The 25,438-nt window shown below is 71.8% G+C and carries 20 protein-coding genes; 14 read left to right on the top strand and 6 right to left on the bottom strand.

The annotated features are described in order from the left end of the window. Positions 1-119 precede the first annotated feature (119 nt). From OG906_RS07000 to OG906_RS06990, 3 genes are all read right to left on the bottom strand, one after another. Positions 120-335, bottom strand: a complete 216-nt coding sequence (locus tag OG906_RS07000; protein WP_329440982.1) for a hypothetical protein — start codon at positions 333-335, stop codon at positions 120-122. A gap of 206 nt (positions 336-541) precedes the next feature. Beyond that, positions 542-2,848, bottom strand: coding sequence for an alpha-N-acetylglucosaminidase (locus tag OG906_RS06995; protein WP_329440980.1), 2,307 nt, complete (start codon positions 2,846-2,848; stop codon positions 542-544). Positions 2,849-2,907: 59 nt separating this feature from the next. Continuing rightward, positions 2,908-4,590, bottom strand: a complete 1,683-nt coding sequence (locus tag OG906_RS06990; RefSeq protein WP_329440979.1) for a ricin-type beta-trefoil lectin domain protein — start codon at positions 4,588-4,590, stop codon at positions 2,908-2,910. 239 nt (positions 4,591-4,829) lie between these two features. Between OG906_RS06990 and OG906_RS06985 the strand changes: the two genes are divergently transcribed. Next, positions 4,830-5,474: a TetR/AcrR family transcriptional regulator gene (locus OG906_RS06985; protein ID WP_329440977.1), complete on the top strand. Its 645-nt coding sequence runs from the start codon at positions 4,830-4,832 to the stop codon at positions 5,472-5,474. 108 nt (positions 5,475-5,582) lie between these two features. Beyond that, entirely contained in the window at positions 5,583-6,536 is a 954-nt protein-coding gene (locus OG906_RS06980; protein WP_329440976.1) for a serine/threonine dehydratase, read from the top strand. A gap of 18 nt (positions 6,537-6,554) precedes the next feature. Here the strand turns inward: OG906_RS06980 and OG906_RS06975 are convergent, their stop codons facing one another. Then, positions 6,555-7,004, bottom strand: coding sequence for a universal stress protein (locus tag OG906_RS06975; RefSeq protein WP_267799652.1), 450 nt, complete (start codon positions 7,002-7,004; stop codon positions 6,555-6,557). Between the two features lie 187 nt (positions 7,005-7,191). On the opposite strand from OG906_RS06975, the gene OG906_RS06970 reads away from it, so the two are divergent. The 9 genes from OG906_RS06970 (at position 7,192) to OG906_RS06930 (ending at position 18,639) form a co-directional block, all read left to right on the top strand. After that, a complete protein-coding gene (locus OG906_RS06970; protein WP_329440975.1) occupies positions 7,192-7,551 on the top strand; it encodes a hypothetical protein in 360 nt (119 codons plus the stop codon). 297 nt (positions 7,552-7,848) lie between these two features. Continuing rightward, positions 7,849-9,183, top strand: a complete 1,335-nt coding sequence (locus OG906_RS06965; RefSeq protein ID WP_329440973.1) for an ABC transporter substrate-binding protein — start codon at positions 7,849-7,851, stop codon at positions 9,181-9,183. Between the two features lie 80 nt (positions 9,184-9,263). Then, complete coding sequence (locus tag OG906_RS06960) at positions 9,264-10,085, top strand: carbohydrate ABC transporter permease (RefSeq protein WP_329447949.1); 822 nt, start codon at positions 9,264-9,266, stop codon at positions 10,083-10,085. Beyond that, positions 10,082-10,957: a carbohydrate ABC transporter permease gene (locus OG906_RS06955; protein ID WP_267799649.1), complete on the top strand. Its 876-nt coding sequence runs from the start codon at positions 10,082-10,084 to the stop codon at positions 10,955-10,957. Before OG906_RS06960 ends, OG906_RS06955 begins: the two co-directional genes overlap by 4 nt. A gap of 48 nt (positions 10,958-11,005) precedes the next feature. Beyond that, the gene (locus OG906_RS06950) at positions 11,006-14,029 is read left to right on the top strand and encodes an alpha-mannosidase (RefSeq protein ID WP_329440969.1); all 3,024 of its coding nucleotides are present in this window, start codon (positions 11,006-11,008) and stop codon (positions 14,027-14,029) included. Positions 14,030-14,234: 205 nt separating this feature from the next. Continuing rightward, positions 14,235-16,268 carry an NADPH-dependent 2,4-dienoyl-CoA reductase gene (locus OG906_RS06945; RefSeq protein ID WP_329440967.1) on the top strand — a complete coding sequence of 678 codons (2,034 nt, stop codon included), beginning with the start codon at positions 14,235-14,237 and terminating at the stop codon, positions 16,266-16,268. Positions 16,269-16,348: 80 nt separating this feature from the next. Next, positions 16,349-16,762 (top strand): PaaI family thioesterase, encoded by a 414-nt coding sequence (locus OG906_RS06940; protein ID WP_329440966.1) that lies wholly within the window; start codon positions 16,349-16,351, stop codon positions 16,760-16,762. Next, positions 16,759-18,108 (top strand): MFS transporter, encoded by a 1,350-nt coding sequence (locus tag OG906_RS06935; RefSeq protein WP_329440965.1) that lies wholly within the window; start codon positions 16,759-16,761, stop codon positions 18,106-18,108. The genes OG906_RS06940 and OG906_RS06935 overlap by 4 nt, the downstream gene beginning before the upstream one ends. Before the next feature lie 78 nt (positions 18,109-18,186). Further along, positions 18,187-18,639: an SRPBCC family protein gene (locus OG906_RS06930; protein ID WP_329440964.1), complete on the top strand. Its 453-nt coding sequence runs from the start codon at positions 18,187-18,189 to the stop codon at positions 18,637-18,639. Positions 18,640-18,708: 69 nt separating this feature from the next. Here OG906_RS06930 and OG906_RS06925 read toward each other — a convergent pair whose 3' ends face one another. Then, a complete protein-coding gene (locus tag OG906_RS06925) occupies positions 18,709-20,271 on the bottom strand; it encodes an alpha/beta hydrolase (protein WP_329440962.1) in 1,563 nt (520 codons plus the stop codon). A gap of 422 nt (positions 20,272-20,693) precedes the next feature. Between OG906_RS06925 and OG906_RS06920 the strand changes: the two genes are divergently transcribed. The 3 genes from OG906_RS06920 (at position 20,694) to OG906_RS06910 (ending at position 23,711) form a co-directional block, all read left to right on the top strand. Continuing rightward, positions 20,694-21,362 carry a DUF4142 domain-containing protein gene (locus OG906_RS06920; RefSeq protein WP_329440961.1) on the top strand — a complete coding sequence of 223 codons (669 nt, stop codon included), beginning with the start codon at positions 20,694-20,696 and terminating at the stop codon, positions 21,360-21,362. 9 nt (positions 21,363-21,371) lie between these two features. Continuing rightward, positions 21,372-22,763 (top strand): DUF1996 domain-containing protein, encoded by a 1,392-nt coding sequence (locus OG906_RS06915; RefSeq protein ID WP_329440960.1) that lies wholly within the window; start codon positions 21,372-21,374, stop codon positions 22,761-22,763. A 141-nt stretch (positions 22,764-22,904) separates the two neighbouring features. After that, positions 22,905-23,711 carry an RNA polymerase sigma factor gene (locus tag OG906_RS06910; RefSeq protein ID WP_329440958.1) on the top strand — a complete coding sequence of 269 codons (807 nt, stop codon included), beginning with the start codon at positions 22,905-22,907 and terminating at the stop codon, positions 23,709-23,711. Between the two features lie 132 nt (positions 23,712-23,843). Here OG906_RS06910 and OG906_RS06905 read toward each other — a convergent pair whose 3' ends face one another. Then, complete coding sequence (locus tag OG906_RS06905) at positions 23,844-25,025, bottom strand: PucR family transcriptional regulator (protein WP_329440957.1); 1,182 nt, start codon at positions 25,023-25,025, stop codon at positions 23,844-23,846. Between the last annotated feature and the right edge of the window lie 413 nt (positions 25,026-25,438).

The following is a 25,438-nucleotide window of genomic DNA, read 5'->3' as shown; positions in this document are numbered from 1 at the left end:
GAAGATCCTCCGGGATTCCCGGTCGTTCGTCGGCATCCGCGCGCCTCATGAGCCATTCGTAGCCGCCGAGCCACTGGATTGGCCCCGCCCGTCGGCGGTGCCCGCCGGCCCCGCACCCGTCATCCGCGGGGCCTGCGCTTGCGCAGCTCGACCACCCCGTCGGTGATCAGGTCCCACGGCTCCGAGCGCGGCGACGGCTCCCGCGCCGGGTCCCCGACCCGCAGCAACGGGGGAACGGCCTGGTCGGGGTCCCCGCCGGCCCGGATCGGCGCGGTCGCGAGGTCGGACGGGGCTTCCGGCGCCGGGGAGGGCCGCTCCGGCTCGGTCTCGGACATGCTCGGTGCGCTCCTGGGGGCGTCGGAAGGGGCGGCCACCGGATCGCTCCGACAGCCGCCCCTGTTCGTGTCCGGGCCAGTGAACCGACCACCCGTCCAGTGCGGTGATCAGCCGTATGCGCTCTCCCTCTCACGAGTGTGGAATTACCCACGTGAGGGTGACGGTCACGGGAAGTCCCGGACAGTGCCACGGCCGATGATGTAGGTCACTTCGCGGCGGGAAGCGCGGCTGCGATCCCCGCCGCCAGGGCGTACGGATCCCCGACCGGCGTCTGGGCATGGCGCGTGGTCCGCCGCGCCCACTCCTCCTCGAAGGCGTGCCAGTCGATCTGCCGGGGCACCGCCCGCCGGACCAGCGCCTCCTCCAGCGTGGCGAAGTACGCGTCCCAACGCGGCGCGTACAGCTCCGAGACGAGACCGCCCCACTCACGGTTCGCGTAGTCGTGCAGCGAGCCTCCCTCCGAGGCGGCCCGCGGCCCCCACACGCTCAGGAGCGAACGCGCGTCGTATTCGTACCGGTCCGCCTCCGCCCGGTCCGCGCCCCGGGAGCGGGCGGCCGAGAGGCGGGGACCCAACAGGAAGTGCGGGTCGGCGCTCGTGACGGCGTCCAAGCGCCTCTCACCGTCGCGCCACTGCGCGGTCAACTCACGGAACAGGCGCACGTCCTTCGCGTCGTACGCCGCCCTGATCCTCGGCAGCAGCACCCGCGAATGGTTCGCCAACGCCTGCCGGGCCGTGTCCACCAGGTCGTACCGGTAGGCGCTGGAACCCCGCAGCGGCGGGGCCACCTTCAACAGGTGGTCCAGGGCGCGCCGCACCGAACCCGCCGGATAGCGCATCGACGTGGGGCTCCATCGGGCGGATCCCGCCGCGCTCAGGCTCGGCCGGGCCGTGAACAGGCCGTCCTGGGACTCCGACCACAGGCCCGAGGGGGTGCTGTACGGGCCCTTGCGCAGTTCCTCCCACGCGGCCGCCGCCTCGGCGTCGGCGCGCCCGTACCGGCGGGCGGAGTACGCCGCGAACCACTTCCTCTGGTCGATCGGCCCGGACTCCCAGGCCAGATCCGTGAAGAGGTCGAAGGCGGCGGGATCGGTCCCGGTGGCCTCCGGCATGTACGCGATGCCCGCGAGCGCACTGTTCGGCTTGGACCGCCACGCGCCGAACCGGTCGGCCCACACCGGGGTGTTGGCGCCGATCGTGGTGTGTCCGCCGAAGTTGGGGATCGTGCCCAGCGCGTAGGGAGCGCCGCCCCAACGGGCCTCCCGGTCCAACCCGTCGTACCGGTCGGACAGTCCGTCCAAGACCAACAGCTTCGAGGTGTCGACCCCGGCCAGGAGTTCCCTCCTCGGATCCTCCTGCCAGCCCAACACGGCCCACAGTGCGCCGGGATGGGCCGCCCACAGCGCCTTCTGCACCGCCCCGGCGGCCGCCGCCACGTCCACCCGACCCGTCTTGCCGCCCTCGTGCAGCGGGCTCATCCGGTACATGGAACTGTCTCCGAACACCGCCCGCTGTTCCGCGTAGTACGCGGCGGCCAGCTTCCCGAACGCGGCTGAGTTCGGGTCCAACCAGTCCGGACGGTCGAAGCCCGCCCAGACGCCCTGCGGCACCGTCGTGGCACCGGGGTTGCGCGCGGCGAACGCCGGCGGCACCGTGCCGAAGAAGCCCGGCAGCACCGGGGTCATGCCGAGACCGCGCAACTGCTCGGCGATCCGGCCGCCGACCCCGGCCCGCTCGCGCATCAGCCCTTCCGAGACCGGTCCGCCGAAGCCGCTCATGTTCTGCAACAGCCACCAACTCTGGTGCGCGGGGCCGGGGATCCACGCCCTCAGCTCCGCCGCCGAGTATCCGAACCGCTGGAGCGCCCGGTAGTACGGATACTCGGCGCCGACCTGCACGAACACCTCGTTGACGCCGTGCAGGGCCAGCAGGTCGATCTGCCGCCGGTGCTCCTCGAAGGTGCGGTAGGGGCCCGAGTAGCCGTCGTCGGTGTCGTTGAGCGCGTACCGGTGGCCGACCAGCGCGCTCCGGGTGACCGGCTTCGGTACGGCCGGCAGGCGCTCCGGCAGCATCCCCAGGCTGTCGCCGGGCCAGCCGATGTCGGCGCCCGCGACGTGCTGGAGGTACCAGCCGACCCCGGTGAGCAGGGTCGCTCCGCTGGTGCCGCGCACCGTGATGGCGCCCGCCGTCCCGGACACCGTGAAGGTGTCCGCCGCGCCGCCCGCGTCGGGCGCCAGGGTGAACTGCCCGGCGTGCCGCGGCAGCAGCCGCTCCAGGGCCTCCCGCGCCGGACGCGCGTCGAAGTCCCGGGCCGGCGTAACCCGACGTACGTCGGACTGCCGTACGTCGGACTGCCGTACGTCGGACTTCCGCGCGCCGGGCGCGGCGGGTGATCCCGCGCCCGAGGCGACCGCCCCGGGCGCCGCCCCCGCCAGGACCAGGACGAGCAGTGCCGCGGGAAGCGCCGCCACCGCGACCGTACGGCGCCCTCGCGGGCGCCCGCTGCGTGCCATCGAGCCGTACCTCATTCCGTCGATCGGAGCCGTCGGGTCGGAGCGTCGGACCGGAGCCGTCAGACCGGCAGGGCCCAGGTCTGGTCGATCCGGTGGTCGCCACAGGGGGTCAGGCGCAGCCGCTCGGCCGGCGCGTCCGGGGTCGCCGCGGCCGCGGGCGCGGTCAGGCACAGCCCGCTGCTCTTCTCGACCAGGGCGCCGGGACGGTCGTGCGCCCAGCTCTGCCGGGATCGCCCGGGCACGCAGTCGGCGAGCTCCACCAGGTCGTCGTCCCCGGCGGTCAGGCACTGGCCGGCCGACCGCAGACGGGAGTCGGGGCCCACGGTCCACCGCTGGTCGGGGGCGCCGGTACAGGCGGCCATGACCACCGCGCCGACACCGCTGGTGTTGGCCCCGTCGGCGCACTTGGCCGCGTTGCCGGCAATCTGCCCGGTCGGCACGGCCTTGCCGCAGCCGCGCGGGGTGAGCCGCCACACCGCGGTGTCGTGGGCGGCGACCCTGCCGGTCAGCGAGACGGTCGCCTCACGGCGTGCCCCGCTCCACAGGTCCTTGACGTCGACGGCGCACGACGAGGGCAGGCCGATGTCCTCCAGCGGCACGTCGACGTCCATGGCCGCGCCGGTGCGGTTGAGGACGGCCACGGCGCGGTCGCCGTTCGCGAGCGGCCGCACCAGGACGTCAGAGGTGCCGTTCGAGGAGACCACCGCGCCCTGCCGGCCCAACGGGTCCTGGTCGAGCGCGATCAGGTCGGTGTTGCCGAGCGCGGCGAGCCCGGCCGGGGTGAGCGCGGAGACCTCGGAGGAGAGGATGAAGGGAGCAGCCATCATGGCCCACAGGCCGACCTGGCTGCGGCTCTCCGCCTCGGTGAGTCCGGGGGCCCCGGCGATGAGGAAGTCCGGGTCGTTCCAGTTGCCGGGGCCCGCGTACCGGCCGAGCCAACGGTTGTAGCCGTAGTTGCCGAGGACCGAACTCCACCGCGAGGTCGTGGGCGCGGTCGGCGCGTACACCTTGATGTCACGGCCCTCGCGCCACAACTGGCCGGTCTCGCCGACCCAGTCGATGACCTTGTGCCAGTCGGCGCCGCCCCATTCGCCCTGCTGGAAGTAGGCGGGCGCGGACGCGGACAGGACCATGTCGCGGCCGCTGTCGCGCAGGGCCCGGGCCACGCCGTTGTACGCGTCGCGGTAGGCCTGTTCCTTCGTCTTGCCGGGCGGCACGTGCAGGTTGCAGCCGTCCATCTTGACGAAGTCCGCCTTCCAGGAGGCGAAGAGCCGGGCGTCGCGCGCGTAGTGGTCCGCGCCCCCGCCCGCGGGCGCCCCGCTGCCGGGATAGCGCCCGCAGGTCAGCGCGCCGGCGTCCTGGTAGATGCCGAACTTCAGCCCCTTGGCGTGCAGGTACTTGCCGAGCCAGGCCATCCCGTGCGGGAACCTCTCCGGATCGGCGACCAGGTCGCCGTCGGCGTCACGGCTCTTCAGCATCCAGCAGTCGTCGACGGTCACCGTGTCGTAGCCCTTGGCGGCGAGACCGGTGGAGACGAGCGCGTCGGCGTTCGCGACCACCTTGGCCTCGTCGATGTCGCACATGTAGTGCGCCCAGTTGTTCCATCCCATGGGAGGGGTGAGGGCGAGCGGGGTGTCCGAGGTGGCGGTGGGCTCGGCCGCCGCCGTCGCGGGGGACAGGAGGAGGGCGAGCAGGGCGGCCGCGGTCAGACAGGGGAGCGACGCACGCGGGCGAGGCGGCACGGGGTCTCCTTGACGTGGGGGACGTACCGAGGGTCTGTCGAGCGCTCAGTGCAGCGGTGCGGCTACCCACTGTCAACACAAGTCGCTGGTTATGACGTGATGACCAGCAATATGGGTGTAGTCGCCCTCACGCGAAGGGTTGACTTCACGGGCGTCCGCTTGACCGGACCCGGGGATGTCCGGTCCGCCGATCCCCGGGTGATACGTCGTACGTGACGCTGTCTGTTACGGTGTATCTCATGCCGAGAAGATCAGCCGCCCTGGACCGTGCGACCCCCGAGGCGATCGCCGTGGAAGCCCTGCGGATCCTCGACGAGGAAGGGCCGGCCGCACTCAGCTTCCGCGCCCTCGCCGACCGGCTCGACGTCTCGCACGCCACCGTCCAGCGCCGCTGCGCCGATCTGGCCGGGCTGTTGGACCTCTGCACCGAACACCTCGCGGGCCAACTGCCCGAGATCGCCGCCGGCGCCGACTGGGCCGAGGCCACCGAACAGCGGTTCTCCGCGTTCTACCGACTGCTCACCGCGCACCCCGGTCTGCTCGTACTGCGCGGCGGCCGGCCCTGGTTGGGCCGCCGACTGCTCGCCCGCCTCGTGGAACCGGCGCTGGCCGACAGCGTCGCCGCCGGGATGACCGCCGCCGAGGCGATGACCGTCTACCGCCGGATGTACCTGCTCACCCTCGGCAGCGCCGCCTTCGTGGACCACCGCGATCCGGCCGGCGCCACCGCCGCGTCCCGGGCCGCCCTGGCCGCGCTGGACCCGGCCGAGTTCCCCGTGCTCTCCGGCGGCCTGGCCGACGTACTGCCCCCGCTGACCGACCACGAGGTGTACCACGGCGCCCTGCGCCAGCTGATCGAGGCCGCCCGGCCCGACGGCGCCTGAACCCGCCATGCCCCGGCCCGTCACCGGCCGAACCGGCCACCGGTCAACCCGTCACCGGCCGGACGCATCACCGCCTGAATCAGCCACCGCCCCCCGAGGAGACCGTTCATGGAGCAGCAGCTCGACTACGCGGCCGTGCGCGCCGCCGCCGGCCGGATGGCCGACGTGATCCGTCCCGTCGCCGTCGTGCCCGCCGACCGGGGCGTCTGGTACGCCCTGGAACACCTCCAGCACACCGGCTCCTTCAAGGCGCGCGGGGCCCGGAACTTCCTCGTCGCGCACCGCGAGGCGGGCACCCTCCCCGCGGCCGGGGTGACCATAGCCTCCGGGGGCAACGCGGGCCTCGCCTGCGCCTGGGCGGCCCGCGCCCAAGGGGTGGCCGCCACCGTGTTCCTGCCCGTGAACGCGCCCCGGGTGAAGGTCGAGCGGCTGCGCGGGTACGGGGCCGACGTGCGGCTCGTCGGCGACCGGTACGCCGAAGCACTGTCCGCCTGCCGGGAGTTCGCGGACGAGAGCGGCGCCCTGAGCAGCCACGCGTACGACCACCCGCTGATCGCGGCGGGCGCCGGCACCCTGCTCGACGAGATCCGGGCGGGACTTCCCGGCCTGGACACGGTGGTCGTCGCGGTGGGCGGCGGCGGGCTGTTCGCCGGTGTGGCCACCGCCGCGCGCGAGCACGGCGTCCGGGTCGTGGCGGCCGAACCCGAGAACTGCCGGGCCCTGAACGCCGCCCTGGAGGCGGGGCGACCCGTGGACGTCCCGGTGGATTCCGTCGCGGCCGACTCGCTCGGCGCCACCCGGGTCTCCGCCGACGCCCTGGCCGCGGCACGGCAGGGCGACGTGGACTCGGTGCTCGTCCCCGACGCGGCCATCGTCGCCGCCCGCCGGGGACTCTGGGAGGAGCACCGGATCGTGGTCGAGGCGGCCGCCGCCACCGCCCTCGCCGCCCTCCGCGGGGCCCCGGAGCCGCTGGGGGAGCGGGTCGCGGTGATCCTGTGCGGGGCCAACACGGACCCCTCGGACCTGACGGCTCCGGCGCCCGACCGACAAGCGGTGCGGTAGGCGGCGGGACTGTCCGCGTCAGTCCTCGTTCTCGTCCCGGACCACGACCACGGTGCTCCGCGCGTACTGGACCACCTGCTGGCTCACCGAGCCCAACAGGGCGCCCCGGAAGCCGCCGTACCCCCGCGTGCCGACCACCGTCAGCTCGGCCTCCTGCGAGGCATCGACCAAGACCTTGGCGGGCGCGCCCTTTTCGACGCGTCGGAAGACCGGGACGCCCGGCGAGGTGCCGACGGCCTCGGCGACGGTGTCGGCGAGCTTGAGGCGGGCCGCCTCCTCGACGCCGACCAGGTCCTCCTGCGATGTCGGTCCCACCGCGAAGGGGTTGGTGTTCCAGTCCCAACTCATCACGGCGTGCACCCGGCCGCCGATGGCCTTGGCCTGGGCGACGGCCCAGCGCAGCGCTTCCTTGGAGTGGTTCGAACCGTCCACGCCGACGACGATCAGGGGCTCGGCGGTCTCACTCACGGTGGGTTCCTCTCGGTTCGTCCGTATTCGCGGTCCCTCCCTGTATACACGGGCAGGGGTGGCGACCTCGAACGACGATGGTTGCCGCGGTCGAAGACTTTGGAGGACAGCCCCCCGCCCCACCGCCCTGCGACAGTCCGATCGTCACCACGATCGACGCGGTGCGGCGAGGCATGGAGGAACGGGTGTGGCAGAGCGCAAGGGTTGTCTGATCGGCTGCGGAGTGGTGCTCGTCCTGGGCATCGGGGCCCTCGTGGCACTCTTCCTCGGCGTCGGCAAGGTCATGGACGCGGCCGAGAAGACCTTCGTGGAACCCGAGGTCTACCGCTCCGTGAAGGTCGGCGACGCCGAGGACGCGGTCCGCGCCGAACTGCCCTCGGGCGAGACCTTCGTCAAGGCGGCCCTCAAGGAGGGCGGTCCGGCCGAGCCGGCGGGCAGCGTCTGCTCCTGGTACGTCTCCGCGGCGGACTCCGACGGCAACGACGTGTTCCGCTTCTGCTTCAAGGACGGCAGGCTCGCGGAGAAGGTCGAGTACCGCATGAAGTAGCGCGGCACGGCCCCGCCGCCCCCCGACCCGCCGGCGGCCCCGGCACCATCCCGGCCATCGCCGCCCGACGCCCTCCCCGCGCGCGATCCGTGGCCGCGTCCGAGGTAAAGCGCATCAGTCCAGGTGGCGGCGGTGTTGACCGGGGCCCCCGGTTCTGCGTCCGGGCCCGCCGGGCCGGTGCGGGATGCGGGGATACCCGGCCGGCGGGGCCTCGGGCACGTTGACGGGCTCCGCCCTTCGAGCCAGCGTGGGCGCCGCCCTCCGGCAGCGAGGCCGGACCTCCCGAAGGCGGCGACGATGACCCGTTCCCCCGCGCTCCGCACGGCCCTCGCCACACTCGTGGCCGGAGCCCTCCTGTCCACCGCGGCATGCGGCATGAACGCCGCCCCGGACGACGTGAAGGAGGCGAGGAGGACCGGCCGGGTCGCGGGCGCGATCACCTTCCGCACCCTTCAGCTGAAACCCGTGTACACCTCGTACGTCCAAGGGGTCATCGACGCCTTCGAGGCGAAGTACCCCGAGGTGAAGGTGAGATGGGAGGACGTCCCGGGCGACGGCTACAACGAGAAGCTCGTCGCCGACGCCCGCGCAGGGGCCCTCCCGGACGTGGTCAACCTCTCCACCGACTCCTTCCAACTCCTCGGCGACCGGGGCATGCTCGCCGACGTGGCCGCGCTCGACGGGCAGGTCGCCGAGGAGTACGTTCCCGGCGCCTGGGAGCAGTTCAAGCTCCCCGGCAGGGGCGAGGGCGTGTTCGCCTATCCCTGGTACGTGACCCCCGAGATCCTCACCTACAACGAGGAACTCTTCGCGCGCGCCGGCCTGGACCCGGCCCGACCACCCACCACCGTCGAGCAGTTCTTCGACTGCGCCGAGCGGATAGCCGCCCGGTCCGGAGGCCGCTACGCCGCCTTCATGGCGGACCCCAAGGGGCGACTGCCCGGCGACTGGCAGAAGATGGGCGTCCCGATCCTCGACGCGGACGGGAGCGCGTTCACCTTCGACACCGCCAAGGCGGTCGAGTGGGTCGAACGGATGAAGGACCTGTACGCCAAGGGCGCCATGCCGAAGGAGTCCCTCCTCAAGGCGGACGACATCAACCAGTTGTACGGCAGCGGCAAACTGGTCTTCGGGCCGGGCTCACCGGGCTTCGTCAAGGACATCCGGCGCAACGCCCCGCAGGTCTACGCACACACCCGGGTCGCGGGCGCCGTCACCGGCACGCTCGGCCACATCGGCATCTACGCGCAGTCGCTCGGCATCCGCAAGGACACCGAACACCCGGACGCGGCCGCCGAGTTCGCCAAGTGGGTGACCAACGGACCCAACCAGGTCGCGTTCGCCAGGAAGGCCACCATCTATCCCTCCAACGCCCGGGGCCTGACCGACCCGTACTTCGCGGACCGGGGGGACGGCAAGGACGCCGAGACCGTGGCCCGCGCGATCGGCGCCGAGCAGCTGAGGAGCGCGGACCTCGACGCCAACACCCCCGTGCAGTGGACCAACCAGGTCGGTGACGCGGTGGTCCGCGAGATGCAGCGGGCCATCCAGGGCGAGTCGGATCCCAAGGCGGCGGTGAGGAAGGCGCAGGAGGAGGCGAACAAGCTGCTCGCCGACGCGGCGAACCGGTGAAGGGCCGCGCCGAGGTCGAGACGGGACTCCTCCACCGCACCTGGTGGACGCCCTACCTCTTCCTGGCCCCCGGGCTGGCGATGGTGGCCCTGTTCAGCCTCTGGCCGTTCGTCAACACCGTCCTGCTCTCCTTCACCGACGCCCGGATCCTGCGCGGCGGCGGCTTCATCGGCCTCGACAACTACCGGCGCGCCCTGGCCGACCCCGACTTCTGGGTAGCGACCGGCAACAGCGTGGTGTACCTGCTCGTCGTCGTGCCGTGCCTGGTCTTCCTGCCGCTGGCCCTCGCCGTCCTCGTCCGGACCAAGGTTCCCGGCATCGGCTTCTTCCGGTCCGCCTTCTACACGCCGGTGATCGCCTCCGCCGTCGTCGTGGGCCTGATCTGGCAGTGGGTGCTGCGCAGCGACGGGCTCGTCAACACGGTCTTCCGGAAGCTGAGCATCGTCTCCGAACCGATCCCGTTCCTCACCGACAGCTCCATGTTGCTGGTCTCCGCCATGATCGTGACCGTGTGGAAGGGCCTCGGCTACTACATGGTCTTCTACCTGGCCGCGCTCGGGAACGTCTCCGCCGCCCTGCACGAGGCGGCGGCCCTGGACGGCGCGGGCGCCGTCCGGCGCTTCTTCAGCATCACCGTCCCGCAGGTGAAACCGATGATGCTGCTGGTCGGCACCCTCTCCGCCATCTCCGCGCTGCGCGTGTTCACCGAGATCTACATCCTCGGCGGCGAGAGCGGCGGCCCCGGTGGCGGCGCCCGTACCCTGCCGTTCCTCATCCGGCAGGTCGGCCTCGGCTTCTCCGGCGAGACCGGCTACGCCTCGGCCATCTCCATCCTGCTGTTCCTGCTGACGCTGGTGTTCAGCCTGCTGGGGCGCCGCCTCTCCAAGGGGGACGAGAGTTGAGCACACGGGGCCCCCTCGGCGTGGAGCCGTCCCGGAGGGCCGGGGACGGCCGCAGGCGCCGACTGCTCGGCCGGGCCGGCCGGTACGCGACGCTGGTCCTCGTCCTCGTGGTGATGCTCGGGCCGATCGTCTGGCAGTTCCTGACCTCGATCCGCGGCCGCACGGAGAACGTGTACGACGGGGTGTTGCCCGCACAACCCACCCTCGACAACTACGTCCGGGTCGCCGAATCGTTTCCCCTGCTCCAGTACGTCGGCAACACCCTCGTCGTGGCGGTCCTCGCGATCACCTCGAACACCGTCTTCGCCGCGATGGGCGGCTACGCGCTCTCCCGCGCCGGCTGGAAGGGCCGCACGACCGTCTTCACGGTGCTCGTGGCGACCCTGATGTTCCCCTTCGAATCCGTGATGATCTCAATGTTCCTGACGGTGCGCGACATGGGCCTGGTCGACACCCTCGTCGGCGTGTGGCTGCCCGGCGCCGTCTCCGTCCTCAACATCATGGTCATGCGGGCGGCCTTCCTCGCCGTGCCCCGGGAGGTGGAGGAAGCCGCGGTACTGGACGGAGCAGACGAATGGGCCCGCTTCACCCGGGTGTTCCTGCCCAGCGCCAAGGGCGCCCTGGCCGTCGTGTGCATCACCAGCTTCATGGGCGCCTGGGACGACTTCCTGTGGCCCCTGCTCGTCCTCACCGACAGCGACCACTACACCCTCCAACTCGGCCTGAAGACCCTGGCCGGCGCCACCACCGTCAACGACCAGCGGCTCATCGCCGCCGGCGCGATGGCAGCGCTCCTCCCCATGCTGCTCCTCTTCCTCGCCCTCCAGCGCTTCTTCTTCAAGGGCGTGGGCGACGGAGCCGTCAAGATCTGAGCGCCGCACCCACCCACCACACGACCTCTGCCTCCTGGAGCAGCCGTCATGCACGACGACCGCAGCGTCACCGAACTCCGCCTCCGCCGGGTCCTCACGGAACGGATCAAACCCGCCGTGCGCTCCCGCCCGGTCCCGCTCACCGTCGAGCGCTGGGACGCCCCGGGCGAGCCCGTCCCCGTGGCCGAAGGCCTCACCGCGCCGTACGAGCCCTGCGGCGTCGGCGAACCGTGGGGTCCGGCCTGGGGCACCACCTGGTTCAAGGTCACCGGTGTGGTCCCCGCCGACCACGCGGGCCGCGCCGTCGAAGCCGTCCTCGACCTCGGCTTCGACCGGATGATGCCCGGCTTCCAGTGCGAGGGCCTGGTCCACCGCGCCGACGGCACCGAGGTCAAGGCACTCAACCCCTACAACGACTGGGTTCGCGTCACCGACCTCGCGGAGGGCGGCGAGCCGGTCGAGTGGTACGTCGAGGCCGCCGCCAACCCCGTGCTCGTCGATCACCGCGCCACCCACGAGGGCGACCGACTGACCAGCGCGGACCGGCCCCTCTACCGGCTCGCCCGGATGGACCTGGTCGTCTTCGAGACCGAGGTCTGGGAACTCGTCCAGGACCTCGAAGTCCTCCACGACCTGATGACGCAGCTCGCCGCGGACGACGCCCGGCGGTACGAGATCCTGCGCGCCGTCGACGCGTCGCTGGACGCGGTGGACCTCGGCGACGTCCCCGGCACGGCCGGCGCGGCCCGCGCGCGGCTCGCCGCCGTCCTCGCCGCGCCCGCCCACGCCTCCGCGCACCGGATCAGCGCGGTCGGCCACGCCCACATCGACTCGGCCTGGCTGTGGCCGCTGCGCGAGACGGTCCGGAAGGTGTCCCGCACCACCTCCAACATGGTCAACCTGATGGACGAGCACCCCGAGTTCGTCTTCGCGATGTCCCAGGCCCAACAGTTCGACTGGATCAAGACCCACCGCCCCGAACTCTTCGAGCGGATCAAGAAGAAGATCGCGGACGGGCAGTTCGTGCCGGTCGGAGGCATGTGGGTCGAGTCCGACACCAACATGGTCGGCGGCGAGGCCATGGCCCGCCAGTTCCTCTACGGCAAGAAGTTCTTCCTCGACGAGTTCGGCATCGAGACCCACAACGTCTGGCTGCCCGACTCCTTCGGCTACACCGCCGCCATGCCCCAGATCGTCAAACTGTCCGGCGCCCGCTGGTTCCTCACCCAGAAGATCTCCTGGTCCCAGGTCAACGCCTTCCCTCACCACACCTTCTGGTGGGAGGGCATCGACGGCAGCCGCGTCTTCACCCACTTCCCGCCCGTCGACACCTACAACTGCGACCTCGGCGGAGCGCAGCTCGCGCACGCGGCACGCAACTACCGTGAGAAGGGGCGCGGTTCACGCTCGCTCGCCCCCTTCGGCTGGGGCGACGGCGGCGGCGGACCCACCCGCGAACACCTGGCCCGGGCCCGCCGCCAGCGGAACCTGGAGGGATCACCGCGCGTCGAGATCGAGCGGCCCGACGCCTTCTTCGAGAAGGCCCACGCCGAGTACGAGGACGCCCCCGTCTGGGCCGGCGAGCTCTACCTGGAGCTCCACCGCGGCACCTACACCTCCCAGGCCAAGACCAAACAGGGCAACCGGCACAGCGAATCCCTCCTGCGCGAAGCCGAGTTGTGGGCATCGACCGCCGCGGTGCGGGTGCCGGGGCACGTCTACCCGTACGAGGACCTGGAGCGGATCTGGAAGACCGTGCTGCTGCACCAGTTCCACGACATCCTGCCCGGATCCTCCATCGCCTGGGTACACCGCGAGGCGCGCGAGACGTACGCGAGGGTCCGGGAGGAGCTGACGGCGATCACCCGCGCCGCGCAGCTCGCGCTCGCGGGGGAGGGTACGGAACGCCTGGTGTTCAATTGCGCCCCGCACTCCCGACGCGGCGTCCCCGCGGGCGGCGCGGGGCTGCCGGCGCCGGCAGGCCGGTCGGTCACGGTGCGGGAGCGACCCGCCGGCGGGCACATCCTCGTCAACGGGCGGCTGCGCGTGGAGATCGACGGCCGGGGCCTGATCGTGTCGGCGTACGACCTGGAGGCGGACCGGGAGTCGCTCGCGCCGGGGAGCGCGGCCAACCTCCTCCAGATCCACCCCGACTTCCCCAACATGTGGGACGCCTGGGACATCGAGGCCTTCTACCGCCACCGGGTCACCGACCTCGTGGAGCGGGACGCCCTGGAGGTCACGGAGAACGGCCCGGAGGCGGCGACCGTACGGGTCACCCGCTCCTTCGGCTCCTCCCGGGCGACGCAGTCGATCACCCTTCGAGCGGGAGCCAGGACGGTGGACCTGGTCACCGAGGTGGACTGGCACGAGACGGAGAAGTTCCTCAAGGCCGCCTTCCCGCTCGACGTGAAGGCCGAACGCTCCGCCACGGAAACCCAGTTCGGGCACGTCCACCGGCCCACCCACGTCAACACCTCATGGGAGGCGGCCAAGTTCGAGATCTGCGCGCACCGGTGGATCCACGTGGAGGAGCCCGGCTGGGGGGTCGCGCTGCTCAACGAGTCCACCTACGGGCACGACGTGACCCGGGACGTGCGGCCCGACGGCGGCCAGACCACCACGGTCCGACTGTCCCTGTTGCGGGCCCCGCGCTACCCCGACCCGGAGACCGACCAGGGCACCCACACCCTGCGCCACTCGCTCGCCCCCGGCGCGAGCCTCGGGGACGCCGTACGGGAGGGCCACGCGCTGAACCTGCCGGAACGGGTCGTCACCGGCGCCGGACCGGTCGCCCCGCTGGTGGCCGTGGACGACGACGCGGTGGTCGTCGAGGCGGTCAAGCTCGCCGAGGACCGCGGCGGAGACGTGATCGTCCGCCTGTACGAGTCCCGGGGCGGCCGGGCCGTCGCCCGACTGACGGCGGGCTTCCCGGTCTCGGCGGCCGTCGAGAGCGACCTGCTGGAACGGCCGCTGGAGGGCACGGCCGTCGGCGCCCCGGCGGCGGACGGCACGGTGCGGTTGACCCTGCGCCCGTTCCAGATCGTGACGGTCCGCCTGCGTCGGGCCTGACGCGCCGGCCCCGGCCCGATCCCCTGGGCCGGGGCCCCACCTCGTGAGCTGTGTCACGGCCCGAGGGAGCCCGGGCCGTGCGTCACGCGATTCCCGGGGCGAAACGCCCGGAACCGCCCCGGTATCAGTTATGCACCTAGTTGCAAAAGACTCCGCGCCTCGCTAGAACAGGTTCATCACCCCCCGCGCGAGGAGGCACACCCCGATGAGTCCGCAGAGTTCCCAGAGCCGGTACCCGCACCTGCTCAGCCCCCTGGACCTCGGCTTCACCACCCTGCCGAACCGCGTGATCATGGGCTCGATGCACACCGGCCTCGAAGAGCACGCGGGCGGCTTCGAGCGCCTCGCCGCCTTCTACGCCGAGCGCGCCCGCGGCGGCGCCGGCCTGATCGTCACGGGCGGCATCGCCCCCAACGACGCCGGTCGCCCCTTCGAGGGCGGCTCCCGCCTCACCACCGAGGACGAGGCCGCCGAGCACCGGGTGATCACCGAGGCCGTGCACGCCGAGGGCGGGAAGATCGCGATGCAGATCCTCCACTTCGGCCGCTACGCCTACCACAAGGACCTGGTCGCCCCCAGCCCGCTCCAGGCTCCCATCAGCCCCTTCGTCCCGAACGAGCTGACGGACATCGAGGTCGAGCGGACCATCGAGGACTTCGTCCGCGCCGCCCGGCTCGCCAAGCTCGCGGGCTACGACGGCGTCGAGATCATGGGCTCCGAGGGCTACCTGGTCAACGAATTCATTGCCGCCGCCACCAACAGGCGCACCGACCGCTGGGGCGGCGCGTACGAGAACCGGGTGCGCTTCCCGCTGGAGATCGTCCGCCGCACCCGCGCGGCCGTCGGCGAGGACTTCATCCTCATCTACCGGCTCTCCATGCTGGACCTGATCCCCGGCGGCTCCACCCTCGACGAGGTCGTCCACCTCGCCAAGGAGATCGAGGCGGCCGGCGCGACCATCATCAACACCGGCATCGGCTGGCACGAGGCCCGCATCCCCACCATCGCGACCTCCGTCCCGCGCGGCGCCTACACCTGGGTCACCAAGCGGCTGATGGGCGCGGTCTCCGTGCCGCTCGTCACCAGCAACCGGATCAACACCCCGGAGATCGCCGAGGAGTTGCTGGCCGACGGACGCGCCGACCTGGTGTCCCTGGCCCGCCCCTTCCTGGCGGACGCGGAGTTCGTGAACAAGGCCCGCGCCGGTGCCCCCGAGACCATCAACACCTGCATCGGCTGCAACCAGGCCTGTCTCGACCACACCTTCAGCGGCAAGATAACCAGCTGCCTGGTCAACCCGCGCGCCTGCCACGAGACCGAACTCGTGCTGTCGCCCACCCAGTTGAAGAAGAGCGTCGCCATCGTCGGCGCCGGCCCGGCCGGCCTGGCCTGCGCCGTCTCGGCCGCCGAGCGCGGCCACGCCGTCACCCTCTACGAGGCCTCCGGCCGCATCGGCGGTCAGCTCGACATCGCGCGCCGCATCCCGGGCAAGGAGGAGTTCGAGGAGACCATCCGCTACTTCGGCACGCAGCTCGCCGCCCACGCGATCGACGTACGCCTCAACACCCGCGCCGACGTGGACACCCTCCAGGGCTACGACGAGGTCGTCGTCGCCACCGGCGTGACCCCCCGGACCCCGGCCATCGAGGGCGTGGACCACCCCCACGTCGTGAACTACCTCGATGTCCTGCGCGACGGCGCGCCCGTCGGCGAGCGGGTGGCCGTGGTCGGCGCCGGCGGCATCGGCTTCGACGTCGCGGAGTTCCTCACCGACAGCGGCGAAGGCGCCTCCCAGGACCCCGAGGTGTACTTCCGTCACTGGGGCGTCGACACCGCCTACACCGGCCCGGGCGGCCTCACCGCCGCCGAGCGCCCCGCGTCCCCGCGCCGCGTGCACCTGCTCCAGCGCAAGGCGACCAAGGTCGGCGCGAACCTCGGCACCACCACCGGCTGGATCCACCGCGCGGAACTCAAGCACCGCGGCGTCGTCTCCGTGGCCGGGGCCACCTACGACCGGATCGACGACGAGGGCCTGCACATCACCGTCGAGGGCGAACAGCGTCTGGTTCCCGCCGACACGGTCGTCCTGTGTACCGGACAGGAGCCGCGCCGTGACCTGTACGAGGCGCTGCGCGCGGCCGGCGTCGACGCGCACCTGATCGGCGGCGCCGACGTGGCCGCCGAACTGGACGCCAAGCGGGCCATCCGCCAGGGCACGGAGCTGGCCGCGAGCCTCTGAGGTCGACCCCGCGACGACGCGGGATCCCGCGCGGATCAAAGGTGTTGTGGCGGCCCGACCGGGCCGCCACAATTCCTCGGGTGACGCTGACACCCGCAGACGCCGACAAGATCCTCGCCGATAACTTCGCCCCCTGGGTGCTCGCCCTCGGCCTCACCGTCCGGGAGACCGGCGAACGGCACGCCGTCCTGCGGCTGCCGTGGTCCGACGACCTGGCCCGGGACGGCGGCGGGCTCAGCGGACAGGCCCTGATGGCCGCCGCCGACACGGCCACCGTCATTGCGATCTCCGCCGCGCGCGGCGCGTACGGGCCCATGACCACCGTCCAGCAGTCGACCAGCTTCCAACGTCCCGTGATCGGGGCCGACGTGCTCATCGACGTACGGATCACCAAACTCGGCAAGCGGATGGCGTTCGCGGACATCACCATGACGCCGGACGGCTCCGACGAGCCGGCCGCCAAGGCCTCCACCGTGTACGCGCTGCTCGGGTGAGCGGGGCAGCGCCCGGACCCACCAGGCCGTCGAACCTCTCCCGCCTCTCCCGCAACAAGGACTTCAACGTCTTCTGGCTCGGCCAGGCGTTGTCCGTGATCGGCGGGTCGATCTCGTTCTTCGCACTGCCCCTGCTCGTGCTCGATGCCACCGGGTCCCTCGCCCAGATGGGCCTGATCACCGCCGTCGCGGCGGTCTCCGCGGTCGGCACGGGACTGTTCGCGGGCCACGTGGTCGACCGGGTGGACCGCCGCCGGCTGATGATCGTCTGCGATCTGGCGCGCGCCGCCCTGCTGGGCGCGGTGCCGTTCCTGTGGCTCGCGGGCCCCCGGATCTGGCTGCTGTACCTGATGACCGCCGTGGTCGGCGTGCTGAAGACGCTGTTCGACGTGGCATACGTGACGGCCGTCCCCAACCTGGTTCCCGCCGAGGACCTCACCGCCGCCAACGGGCGGCTGATGAGTACCTTCGCCGTGGGCACCCTGGTGGGGCCGGTGGCCGCCGGGGCCATCGCCACGTGGGTCGGCGAGGACTGGGCCCTGGGCGTGGACGGCGCCACCTTCCTGGTGTCCGCCGCGACCCTCCGGTGGGTACGGTTCACCCCGCGCCCCACCCAGGACGGGACGGGGGAGGAGCAGGTGCCCGGCGGCGGGGCCCGGAAGGCGCGCGAGATGTTCCTCGTCGGCTTCCGCTTCCTGTGGGCCCACGAACTGCTGCGCCCGCTGACGGTGCTCCTCACCCTGCTGACCTTCGTCACCGTCGGCGCCACCGACCTGCTGTTCTTCCGGGTCCGGAGCGACCTTCAGCAGAGCGCCGCCACCCTCGGCTACGTCGTCGCGGTCAGCGGTCTCGGCACGCTCGTCGGCGCCCTCTGCGCCGGGAGGCTGCGCCGCCTCCTCGGGTTCGGCGCCTGCTGGCTGGGCTCCGTCGCCCTGGTCGGTCTCTCCGTCGCGGGCATCGGCGTGAGCCGCGACGTGCCGACCATCGCCGCACTGGCCGCCGTGTTCATGTTCGGGCTCACCGTCGCCGGGGTCTGCTCCATGACCCTGCGCCAGGAGGTGACACCGGACCCCTTGCTGGGCCGCGTCACCTCCGTGTTCTGGACCGTGCACAACGCCTCGGGCCCGGTGGGGGCGGCCGTCCTGACCCGACTGGCCCAGGCGCACGGGGTTCCGGCCATCAGCCTGGCCGCCGGTGCCTTCTGCATGCTGCTGGTCGGGGCCGGACTGTTCACCCCGCTGCGCTCCGGCCGGCCCGGCCGCCCGAAGGAGCCCCTCACCGGATCGCCCGGGCGCGGACCGGCCAGGGGGACGTCGCGACGCGCACGGCCGGACCGACGCCGCTGACCCCCCGGCCGCCGCCGACGCGCGCGGGGGTGGCCTGCCTGCGATCATGTCCCGGGGATCATCCACCGAGGAGTGCGCATGTCCGGAGAGTTCGAGGCGAGCGTCGAGATCGACCGTCCCGTGGAGGTGGTCTTCGCCTACCTGGCCGACGGTCGCAACGACCCGCAGTTCAGCCCGCGCGTCCAGGAGATCACCCGCAGCCCCGAGGGCCCGACGGCCGTCGGCTCGGTCTTCCGCAGCACCGTCAAGGACGCGGGAATGAAGACGGGGCGGGAGTTCCGGATCGACGGCTTCGACCCGCCCCGCTCGATCCGCTGGACCGAGCTGAGCCGGAACCTGGTCACCGCCAACGGCGGCTACGATTTCGAATCGCTGCCCGGAGATCGCACTCGGGTACGGATCTTCAACACCCTCGAAGGGCACGGCGTCGGCAAGCTGCTCGTCGGGCTCGCTCTGGGCGCGGCCCGCAAGGACGCCCCCGACTTCGGCCGCCGGATCAAGGCGGCCGTGGAGGCGTCCTCCCCCCGCTGACGGACGGCCCGGCACCCCGGTCCGCCCCTCACGCTCAGGGCCGCGTCCGACCACGGTCGGGGCAGCGCGTCAGAACCGCTGCGGTCCGATCGGGAACGGCAGCGGGCCGCGCCGCTCCGACGCCCCGCGACGGTCCGCGTCACCCGGCGCGGTTCGGCACGTCACGTCCCCGGCGGGCAGCCGGCCCGTGGCCAGGTAGGCGTTGACCGGTGCGTTCGCGCAGGAGGTCGGGTCGGCGAGGTACACGCCGTGCCCCTCGCCGCCCGCCGCCAGCACCATCCGGGAGCCCTTCAGCGCACGGTGCAGGCCCTGGCCGCTGACGAGGGGGGTCTGTGAGTCCCACTCGTTCTGCACGGTCAGCACGTTCGCGCGGGTCCGCATCGCGGTGGCCGGCTCCAACGGCCGCTGCCAGAACGCGCAGGGCTTGATGTTGGACGCCATGTCCCCGTACAGCGGGTACGCGATCTTGTCCCTGGCCGCGTCCCGACGGTAACGCTCGGGATCACGCGGCCAGTTGTCCGTGTCCGCGCACACCACGGACCAGAAGACGGCGCTGCCGTTGTCCGACGCGGGCTCCTCGGCGCCGGCCCGCACGGAACGCCAACGGTTCGCCGCGCCGGGAGCCGCCGGCCGGCCCTCGGCCGCGTCCTTGAGTTCCCGGACGAGCGGGGCGGCCTGCGCCGGGTAGAAGAACAGTCCGCGCGCGGCGCGGATGTCGTCGCCCGTGATCTTCTGTCCTTCGAGGACGATCGGGTCCGCGTCGGCTCGCGCCACCAGCGCCCAGAACGTGTCGGACACCGCCTTCGGGGTGTCCCCGAGCCGGAACTCGCCCGCGCGCTCCGCGGTCCACTGCGTCCACCGCTTGAACGCCGGCTCGGCCTCGGACGCCCAGACCTGGATCATGCCCCGCCAGATCCGCTGCGGATCGACGCCGCTGTCCAGGACGAAGCGGTCCGTCCGCTGCGGGAACATCTGTGTGTACACGGCGCCCAGGTACGTGCCGTACGAGTAACCCACGTACGAGATCTTGCGTTCGCCCAGCGCGGCGCGGATCGCGTCCATGTCGCGGGCGGTGTTGCGGGTGCTGATGTGGGGGAGGACCGCACCGGCCTTCTGCCGGCACTTGTCCGCGACGGTGCGCGCCCACGCCACGTCCGAGGGGAAGGTCCCCGGCCGGTAGGGCCGGTCGATGTTCTGCTCGGCGTCGGTGAGGCCGCAGGTGATGGGGCTGCTGGAGCCGACACCGCGCGGGTCGAAGCCAATGAGGTCGTACTTCTCGCGGACCTCCCGGGGCATCGACTCCTTCATCATCAACGGCAGGTCGAGGCCGCTGCCGCCCGGCCCGCCCGGGTTCAGCAGCATGACCCCGTGCCGCTTCGCCGAGTTCTCGCTCTTGACGCGGGATATCGCGAGGTCGATCGTGCGCCCGCGGGGGCGCTGGTAGTCCAGCGGAACTTTGATGGCCGCGCATTCGTACGAGGCCGGCTGGTCCGGGCTGCACCGGTGCCAGGCGGGCCCGCGTACGGAGGCGGGGTCCGCGGGAGCGGCGGACGCCCCGGTCGCGGACAACAGTGGGACGCCGGAGGCGAGGAGACCGACGGCGAGCAGGGGTGCGAATCGCTTCAGGTGCACGAAGTGCCGTTCCTTTCGGTGAGGGACGGTTCCCGCTCACCATGTGGCACACCGCGCCGCGGGCGAATCATCCCGAAGGGCGGCTTCCCTGCTCCTCGCGAATGACTGCAATTCCGGACAACTGGCCGAAACCCAGGCGGCGTTCGCCCAGGCAGGGGCGAGGGCGGCAGTCACTTGTGCCCCGGGCGCCCGAACCGTACCAGCCTTTCGAGGCGTTGCCCGGATGTTTGTCCATTCGTGATGGCCCTTCCAAAAGAGCACCACAACTGGCGCTAGCGTCCCTAGCCACCCGGGAGTTCGGACGGTTGTGGTCCTGGGCGGCGTGTCAGACGCCGCCCACGACCCCTCCGGCCCTGAGTCCCTCCCGGTCCACGCAGCAAGGAGGCACAGTGCCGTCAATCCGCCGGTCTTCCATCGGCAGCATGTCGGTCGCGTCGAGACACGTGATGGGAACGGGCATGGTCATCGGGGCCCTCGCCTTCACGTTGATCGCGCTGCTGATTCCCGTGCAGAGCTTCGGTGGCAGAGCCTCCGCGGCCGCCTCGGCCCCGGCGGGCGACGACGACGGCGCCGGGGTGCTGAGCACCGCCTTCGGTCCACTGACCCCCCAGGACCGCGACTTCATCCGCAAGGTGCGCCTCGCCGGACTCTGGGAACTGCCCGCCGGGCGCCAGGCCCAGCAACGCGGTGCGCGCCCCACGGTGCGGACCGCCGGGGAGCACCTCATCGAAGGCCACACCGAACTCGACCGCCGCGTCATCGAGGTGGGAGGCGCCCTCGGCGTCCAACTGCCGGACCGGCCGAGCGATCAGCAGCAGGGCTGGCTCAACCAGATGACCGCGGCCCAGGGCGACGAGTACGAGCGCGTGTTCGTCCAACTGCTGCGCCGGGCCCACGGCAAGGTGTTCGCGCTGGTGGCCCAGATCCGGGCCCAGACCCGCAACTCCATGGTCCGCGAGTTGGCCAATGACGCCAACACCACTGTCCTGGACCACATCTCGGTCCTCGAAGCCACCGGGCTGGTCGACTTCGACGGCCTGGTGGACGCCAGTCCCACCCCCTCCACTGTTTCCCGACCCCCGACGAAGTGAAGTGATCGCATGAGTCAAAAGGGCCACAAACGCCGCTTGCGGCCGACGCACAAGGCCCTCGCCATCGTGTCCGCCCTGGTCCTGGGCGGCGGCGGGGTCGTGATCGTCGCGCAGGGGGCATCCGCCGGGCAGGACTCGGCGCGGACGGCGCCGGTGACGGCCACCATCGACTGTCCCGACGTGGGCGACAAACTTCGCGCGGTGCCCGACCAGGCCAAGCCCGAAGTCGACGCCAAACTCGCACAGTTGGACACACAGATCGCCGACTCCTACCAGCGCCTCGCCACCGGCAGAGCCAAGGGCGGCGCCCTCCTCGGCGAGCTGAAGCAGAAGCGCGACAAGACCATCGCCGACATGTCGCAGGCGATCGACAAGTCGGGAGGCAACGCCGGGCAGTTGCAGAACCTCGGTGGCTGCGAGATGAAGCAGGCCGCCGCCGCCGACATCCCGGACGCGCCCGGAGCCCAGGTCGACGCCCAGGCCGCCCCCCAGCAGCAGGCCGCCAAGGGCAAGAACGGCGGCGGGCCGGCACGCAGCGACTTCGTCGCCATCAACACGGTGAGGCCGAACGTGGCCAACCCCGGCGCGAAGGCCGGCGCCTCCCGGGGCCAGCTGTCCGTGCAGTGCGGACGCAACCAGGAGAAGCACTTCAACCCCGACAACGTCATCGTCGCCCCCGGTGTGAGCAACGGCGCGCACCACATGCACGACTACGTCGGCAACAAGACCACGGACGCCTTCTCCACCAACAACAGCCTGGCCGCCTCCGGAACCACGTGCACCAACGGCGACCAGTCCACCTACTACTGGCCCGTCCTGCGCCTTCGCGACGGACGCGCCGAGAAGGACGCCAACGCCCCCGGCGGCGGCCAGGACGCCAACGTGGGCACCATCCTCCAGCCGAAGCAGGTGACGATCGACTTCAAGGGCAGCCCCGTCAGCCGGGTCACCGCCATGCCGCGCTTCCTGCGCATCATCACCGGTGACGCCAAGGCCTTCACCAACGGCAACGCCAACGCGAACGCCTCGTGGAGCTGCACGGGCTTCGAGAACCGCCAACTGAAGGACAAGTACCCGATCTGCCCCAAGGGCAGTGACGTGGTGCGTACCTTCAAGTTCCAGAGCTGCTGGGACGGCAAGAACACCGACAGCGCCAACCACCGCACCCACGTGGCCTTCGCCGCCGCCAACGGCGCCTGCCCGGCCGGCTTCAAGGCCATCCCGCAGCTGGTCCAGCGCATCGTGTACGGGGTCGCGCCCGGCGCGAAGTTCGCGGTGGACAGCTTCCCCGAGCAGCTGCACAAGCCGGTCACCGACCACGGCGACTTCATCAACGTCATGAACAACAACCTGATGAACAAGGCCGTGCAGTGCATCAACGGCGGGCGCGCCTGCCGCTGAGACTCTCGGGGCGTCGCCCTCCTCCCACCTCTCCCGCGTCGCCCCGAGAGCGGTGCCGGTCCGAAGTCGACTTCGGACCGGCACCGCCCTTTTTACCGTCCCGAACGGGGCCCGTACGGCCCCGAGCACGTGAGGAGCGACATGTCGGTCCCCTCAGACACATCCGGCCGGGCCCGCACGCCCGGCCGCATCGGCGCGTCCGATCGGGAACTCATCCGACGGATCAGACGGTCCTGTGCCCGCGACGCCCTGGACCCCGAGGCCTTCGAGCTCCTCTACCGACGCCACCGCCCCGCGGCCCTCGCCTGCGCCCGAGCCTGTACCCGGCTCCCGCAGGACGCCGAGGACCTCGTCTCCGAGGCCTTCCTGCGCACCCTCCAGGCCGTCCGCTCCGGCGCCGGCCCCAGGGACCACTGGCGCCCGTACCTGCTCACCGTCGTCCGGCACCTGGCGGTCGAGTGGCGGGCCGGCGACGAACGCGTGATCCTCACGCCGGACGTCGAGTCCTGGTGTCGCCCGGGCCCCTCGGGGGACGATCCGCAACGCCGGCTGGTGGACGGCGAGAACCGTCGACTCGCCGCACGTTCCTTTCGCACCCTGCCCGATCGGTGGAGAGCCGTGCTGTGGCACACCCTCGTCGAGGACGACTGCCCGCACCAGGTCCCCGCACTGCTGGGCATCACCCAGAGCGCCGTCACCTCGCTGGCCTTCCGCGCCCGCGAGGGACTGCGCGAGGCCTACCTGGGCGCCCACGTGGACCCGGCCGACGACGCGCGCTGCCGCCACTTCGCCACCCTGCTCGGCGCCGCGGTCAGGCGGCGCGGGGTCTCCCGCCGCCTCGCCCGCCACCTTTCGTCCTGCCGCTCCTGCGCGCGGGCCTACCGGGAGCTGACCGATCTCAACGCCGCACTGCGCGCGGGACCCCCGAGGTTGGCCGCGGGCCTGTGACCCGGTGGTGAACGGGAGACCCACGCGAAAGCGCCGCCGAGAAAGGTGTCCACACGAAAAGGAGCCGGCCTTCCCCCGCAGCTGCGGGGGAAGGCCGGCTCCTTTTCGTCGGGGGTGTTCGCCGTGGGGGGCCTAGAGGCCGTTGACGCGGGCCATGCGTCCGGCGCCGAGCGGTGGACGGAATTCGGCGGTGACGACGCGGGCTCTGCGGGTCACTCGGGAGTGTTGGCGCCTGACCTGGGCCATGAGGCGCCGGCTGCGCAGGGCCATCTCCAGTTCGAAGCGGGTGCGGGGGTCGCGCAGTCCGGCGCCGAAGAGCTTCTCCAGTTGCCGCATGCGGTAGCGGACGGTCTGGGGGTGGACGCTGAGGGCCTTGGCGGCTTCGGGTGCGCCGCCGCCTTCCAGCCAGGCGAGGAGGGTGACTTCGAGTCGTTCGCTCTGGCGGGGTGTGAGGTCGGCCAGGGGGCGCAGCCAGCGTGCGGCCAGGGCCTGGGCCAGGGGTTCGTCCTGGAGGAGCATGAGGGTGGAGAGGTGGTCGTCGACGAACACGGCGCGTGCGTCGGGGCCGGACCGGGTGGGGGTGAGGTTGAGCAGGCGTACCGCCCAGCGGAGGGAGGAGGCGGTGTCGCGGGGTGGGACGGGGTGGCCGACGGCGGCGAATCGGCCGCGCAGGGAGCCTTCGAGTGTGGTGCGGGCCTCGGGGTCGGGGGTGGGGACCAGGAGGCAGGGTTGGCCGTTGACCAGTCCGGCCAGGGCGTCGTCCAGGACGGCCGCGAGTTGCTGGGTTTCGCCGGGCGAGGCCAGGGCGATGGCCCGTACGGAGGCGGGCAGGGGCCAGCGGGCCGCCCCGGCCAGTTCCGCCAGGGCTATTTCGGACATGGGCATGTCAGACGTGAGAGCGGCGAAGAGCTCTCGTCGAGCGCGTTCGGGCCCTGTGCTGAATCCCTGGGAAGGGACTGCCTTGAGGGTGGGCAACGAGCCGCCGCCGTGCGCGTCCTGAGGGAAGAGCGCGTCCGCGTCCTGCTGCCGGGGGTTTCGGGTCGACTCCGTCTGCCGGGCCGACTGCATCTGATCTGCTGCCTCATCCTGCGGTGTTACCGGCGGTTCGCGGTAACCGAGGACCGTGAGCAGGGCCGACTCCACGTGCTCTCTGACGACCTCGTCGTCGATGTCCTCGATGAGAGTGGAGAAACCGGGGATGTCGCTCCGCAGTTCCTCCACGATCCCCGCGGCCAGCGCGGGTAGTTCCTTTCGCAGGACCCGGGTCCATTCGCCGCGTGGGCGGGACCAGATGCGGTTCAGAAGTTCGCACATTGTTACCTCGTTCATGCCGGGGTATGGCCTGCCCCGTGGGAGGGTGACAAGCCTGTAGGGGCTGTCCTCCTCCCCGTCGACGTCAGTGCCGACGGGGGAGTTGAGCGCCTCGTACTCCCTCCAGGAGCATGCCAACCACTTGCAGTCCCGCGACCTTGCCTAGATTTTGCCAACGGGGAGGTGTGGCGGCGGACAAGGCGTGAACCTCGTCGCAACCGCACCACTGGAAGGGAATCTTCCGGGGATGTTCGAGTCGATGACTGCGCGGGGGCCAGAAATTATCACGTTTCGATAAATCCCGTGGAGGTGCTGCGAAGGTCCACGATGCTTCTGCACTCCGGCCCCCGCTCCCGGCCGGCGAGGCACCATCTCCCGCCTGCCGCGGAGCAGTTCCGACGACAGTCCCCGGGCGC

The sequence above is a fragment of the Streptomyces sp. NBC_01426 genome, from assembly GCF_036231985.1.
Lineage (GTDB): Bacteria > Actinomycetota > Actinomycetes > Streptomycetales > Streptomycetaceae > Streptomyces.
Note: the sequence above shows the minus strand (reverse complement) of the source record. Positions and strands in the feature narration are given on the sequence as shown.

Bases quoted from the DNA above. Each gene is read 5' to 3' on its own strand.
- OG906_RS07000 (WP_329440982.1), bottom strand. From the start codon at position 335: ATGTCCGAGACCGAGCCGGAGCGGCCCTCCCCGGCGCCGGAAGCCCCG.
- OG906_RS06995 (WP_329440980.1), bottom strand. From the start codon at position 2,848: ATGGCACGCAGCGGGCGCCCGCGAGGGCGCCGTACGGTCGCGGTGGCG.
- OG906_RS06985 (WP_329440977.1), top strand. From the start codon at position 4,830: ATGCCGAGAAGATCAGCCGCCCTGGACCGTGCGACCCCCGAGGCGATC.
- OG906_RS06980 (WP_329440976.1), top strand. From the start codon at position 5,583: ATGGAGCAGCAGCTCGACTACGCGGCCGTGCGCGCCGCCGCCGGCCGG.
- OG906_RS06965 (WP_329440973.1), top strand. From the start codon at position 7,849: ATGACCCGTTCCCCCGCGCTCCGCACGGCCCTCGCCACACTCGTGGCC.
- OG906_RS06960 (WP_329447949.1), top strand. From the start codon at position 9,264: ATGGTGGCCCTGTTCAGCCTCTGGCCGTTCGTCAACACCGTCCTGCTC.
- OG906_RS06950 (WP_329440969.1), top strand. From the start codon at position 11,006: ATGCACGACGACCGCAGCGTCACCGAACTCCGCCTCCGCCGGGTCCTC.
- OG906_RS06945 (WP_329440967.1), top strand. From the start codon at position 14,235: ATGAGTCCGCAGAGTTCCCAGAGCCGGTACCCGCACCTGCTCAGCCCC.
- OG906_RS06930 (WP_329440964.1), top strand. From the start codon at position 18,187: ATGTCCGGAGAGTTCGAGGCGAGCGTCGAGATCGACCGTCCCGTGGAG.
- OG906_RS06920 (WP_329440961.1), top strand. From the start codon at position 20,694: ATGTCGGTCGCGTCGAGACACGTGATGGGAACGGGCATGGTCATCGGG.
- OG906_RS06915 (WP_329440960.1), top strand. From the start codon at position 21,372: ATGAGTCAAAAGGGCCACAAACGCCGCTTGCGGCCGACGCACAAGGCC.
- OG906_RS06910 (WP_329440958.1), top strand. From the start codon at position 22,905: ATGTCGGTCCCCTCAGACACATCCGGCCGGGCCCGCACGCCCGGCCGC.
- OG906_RS06905 (WP_329440957.1), bottom strand. From the start codon at position 25,025: ATGTGCGAACTTCTGAACCGCATCTGGTCCCGCCCACGCGGCGAATGG.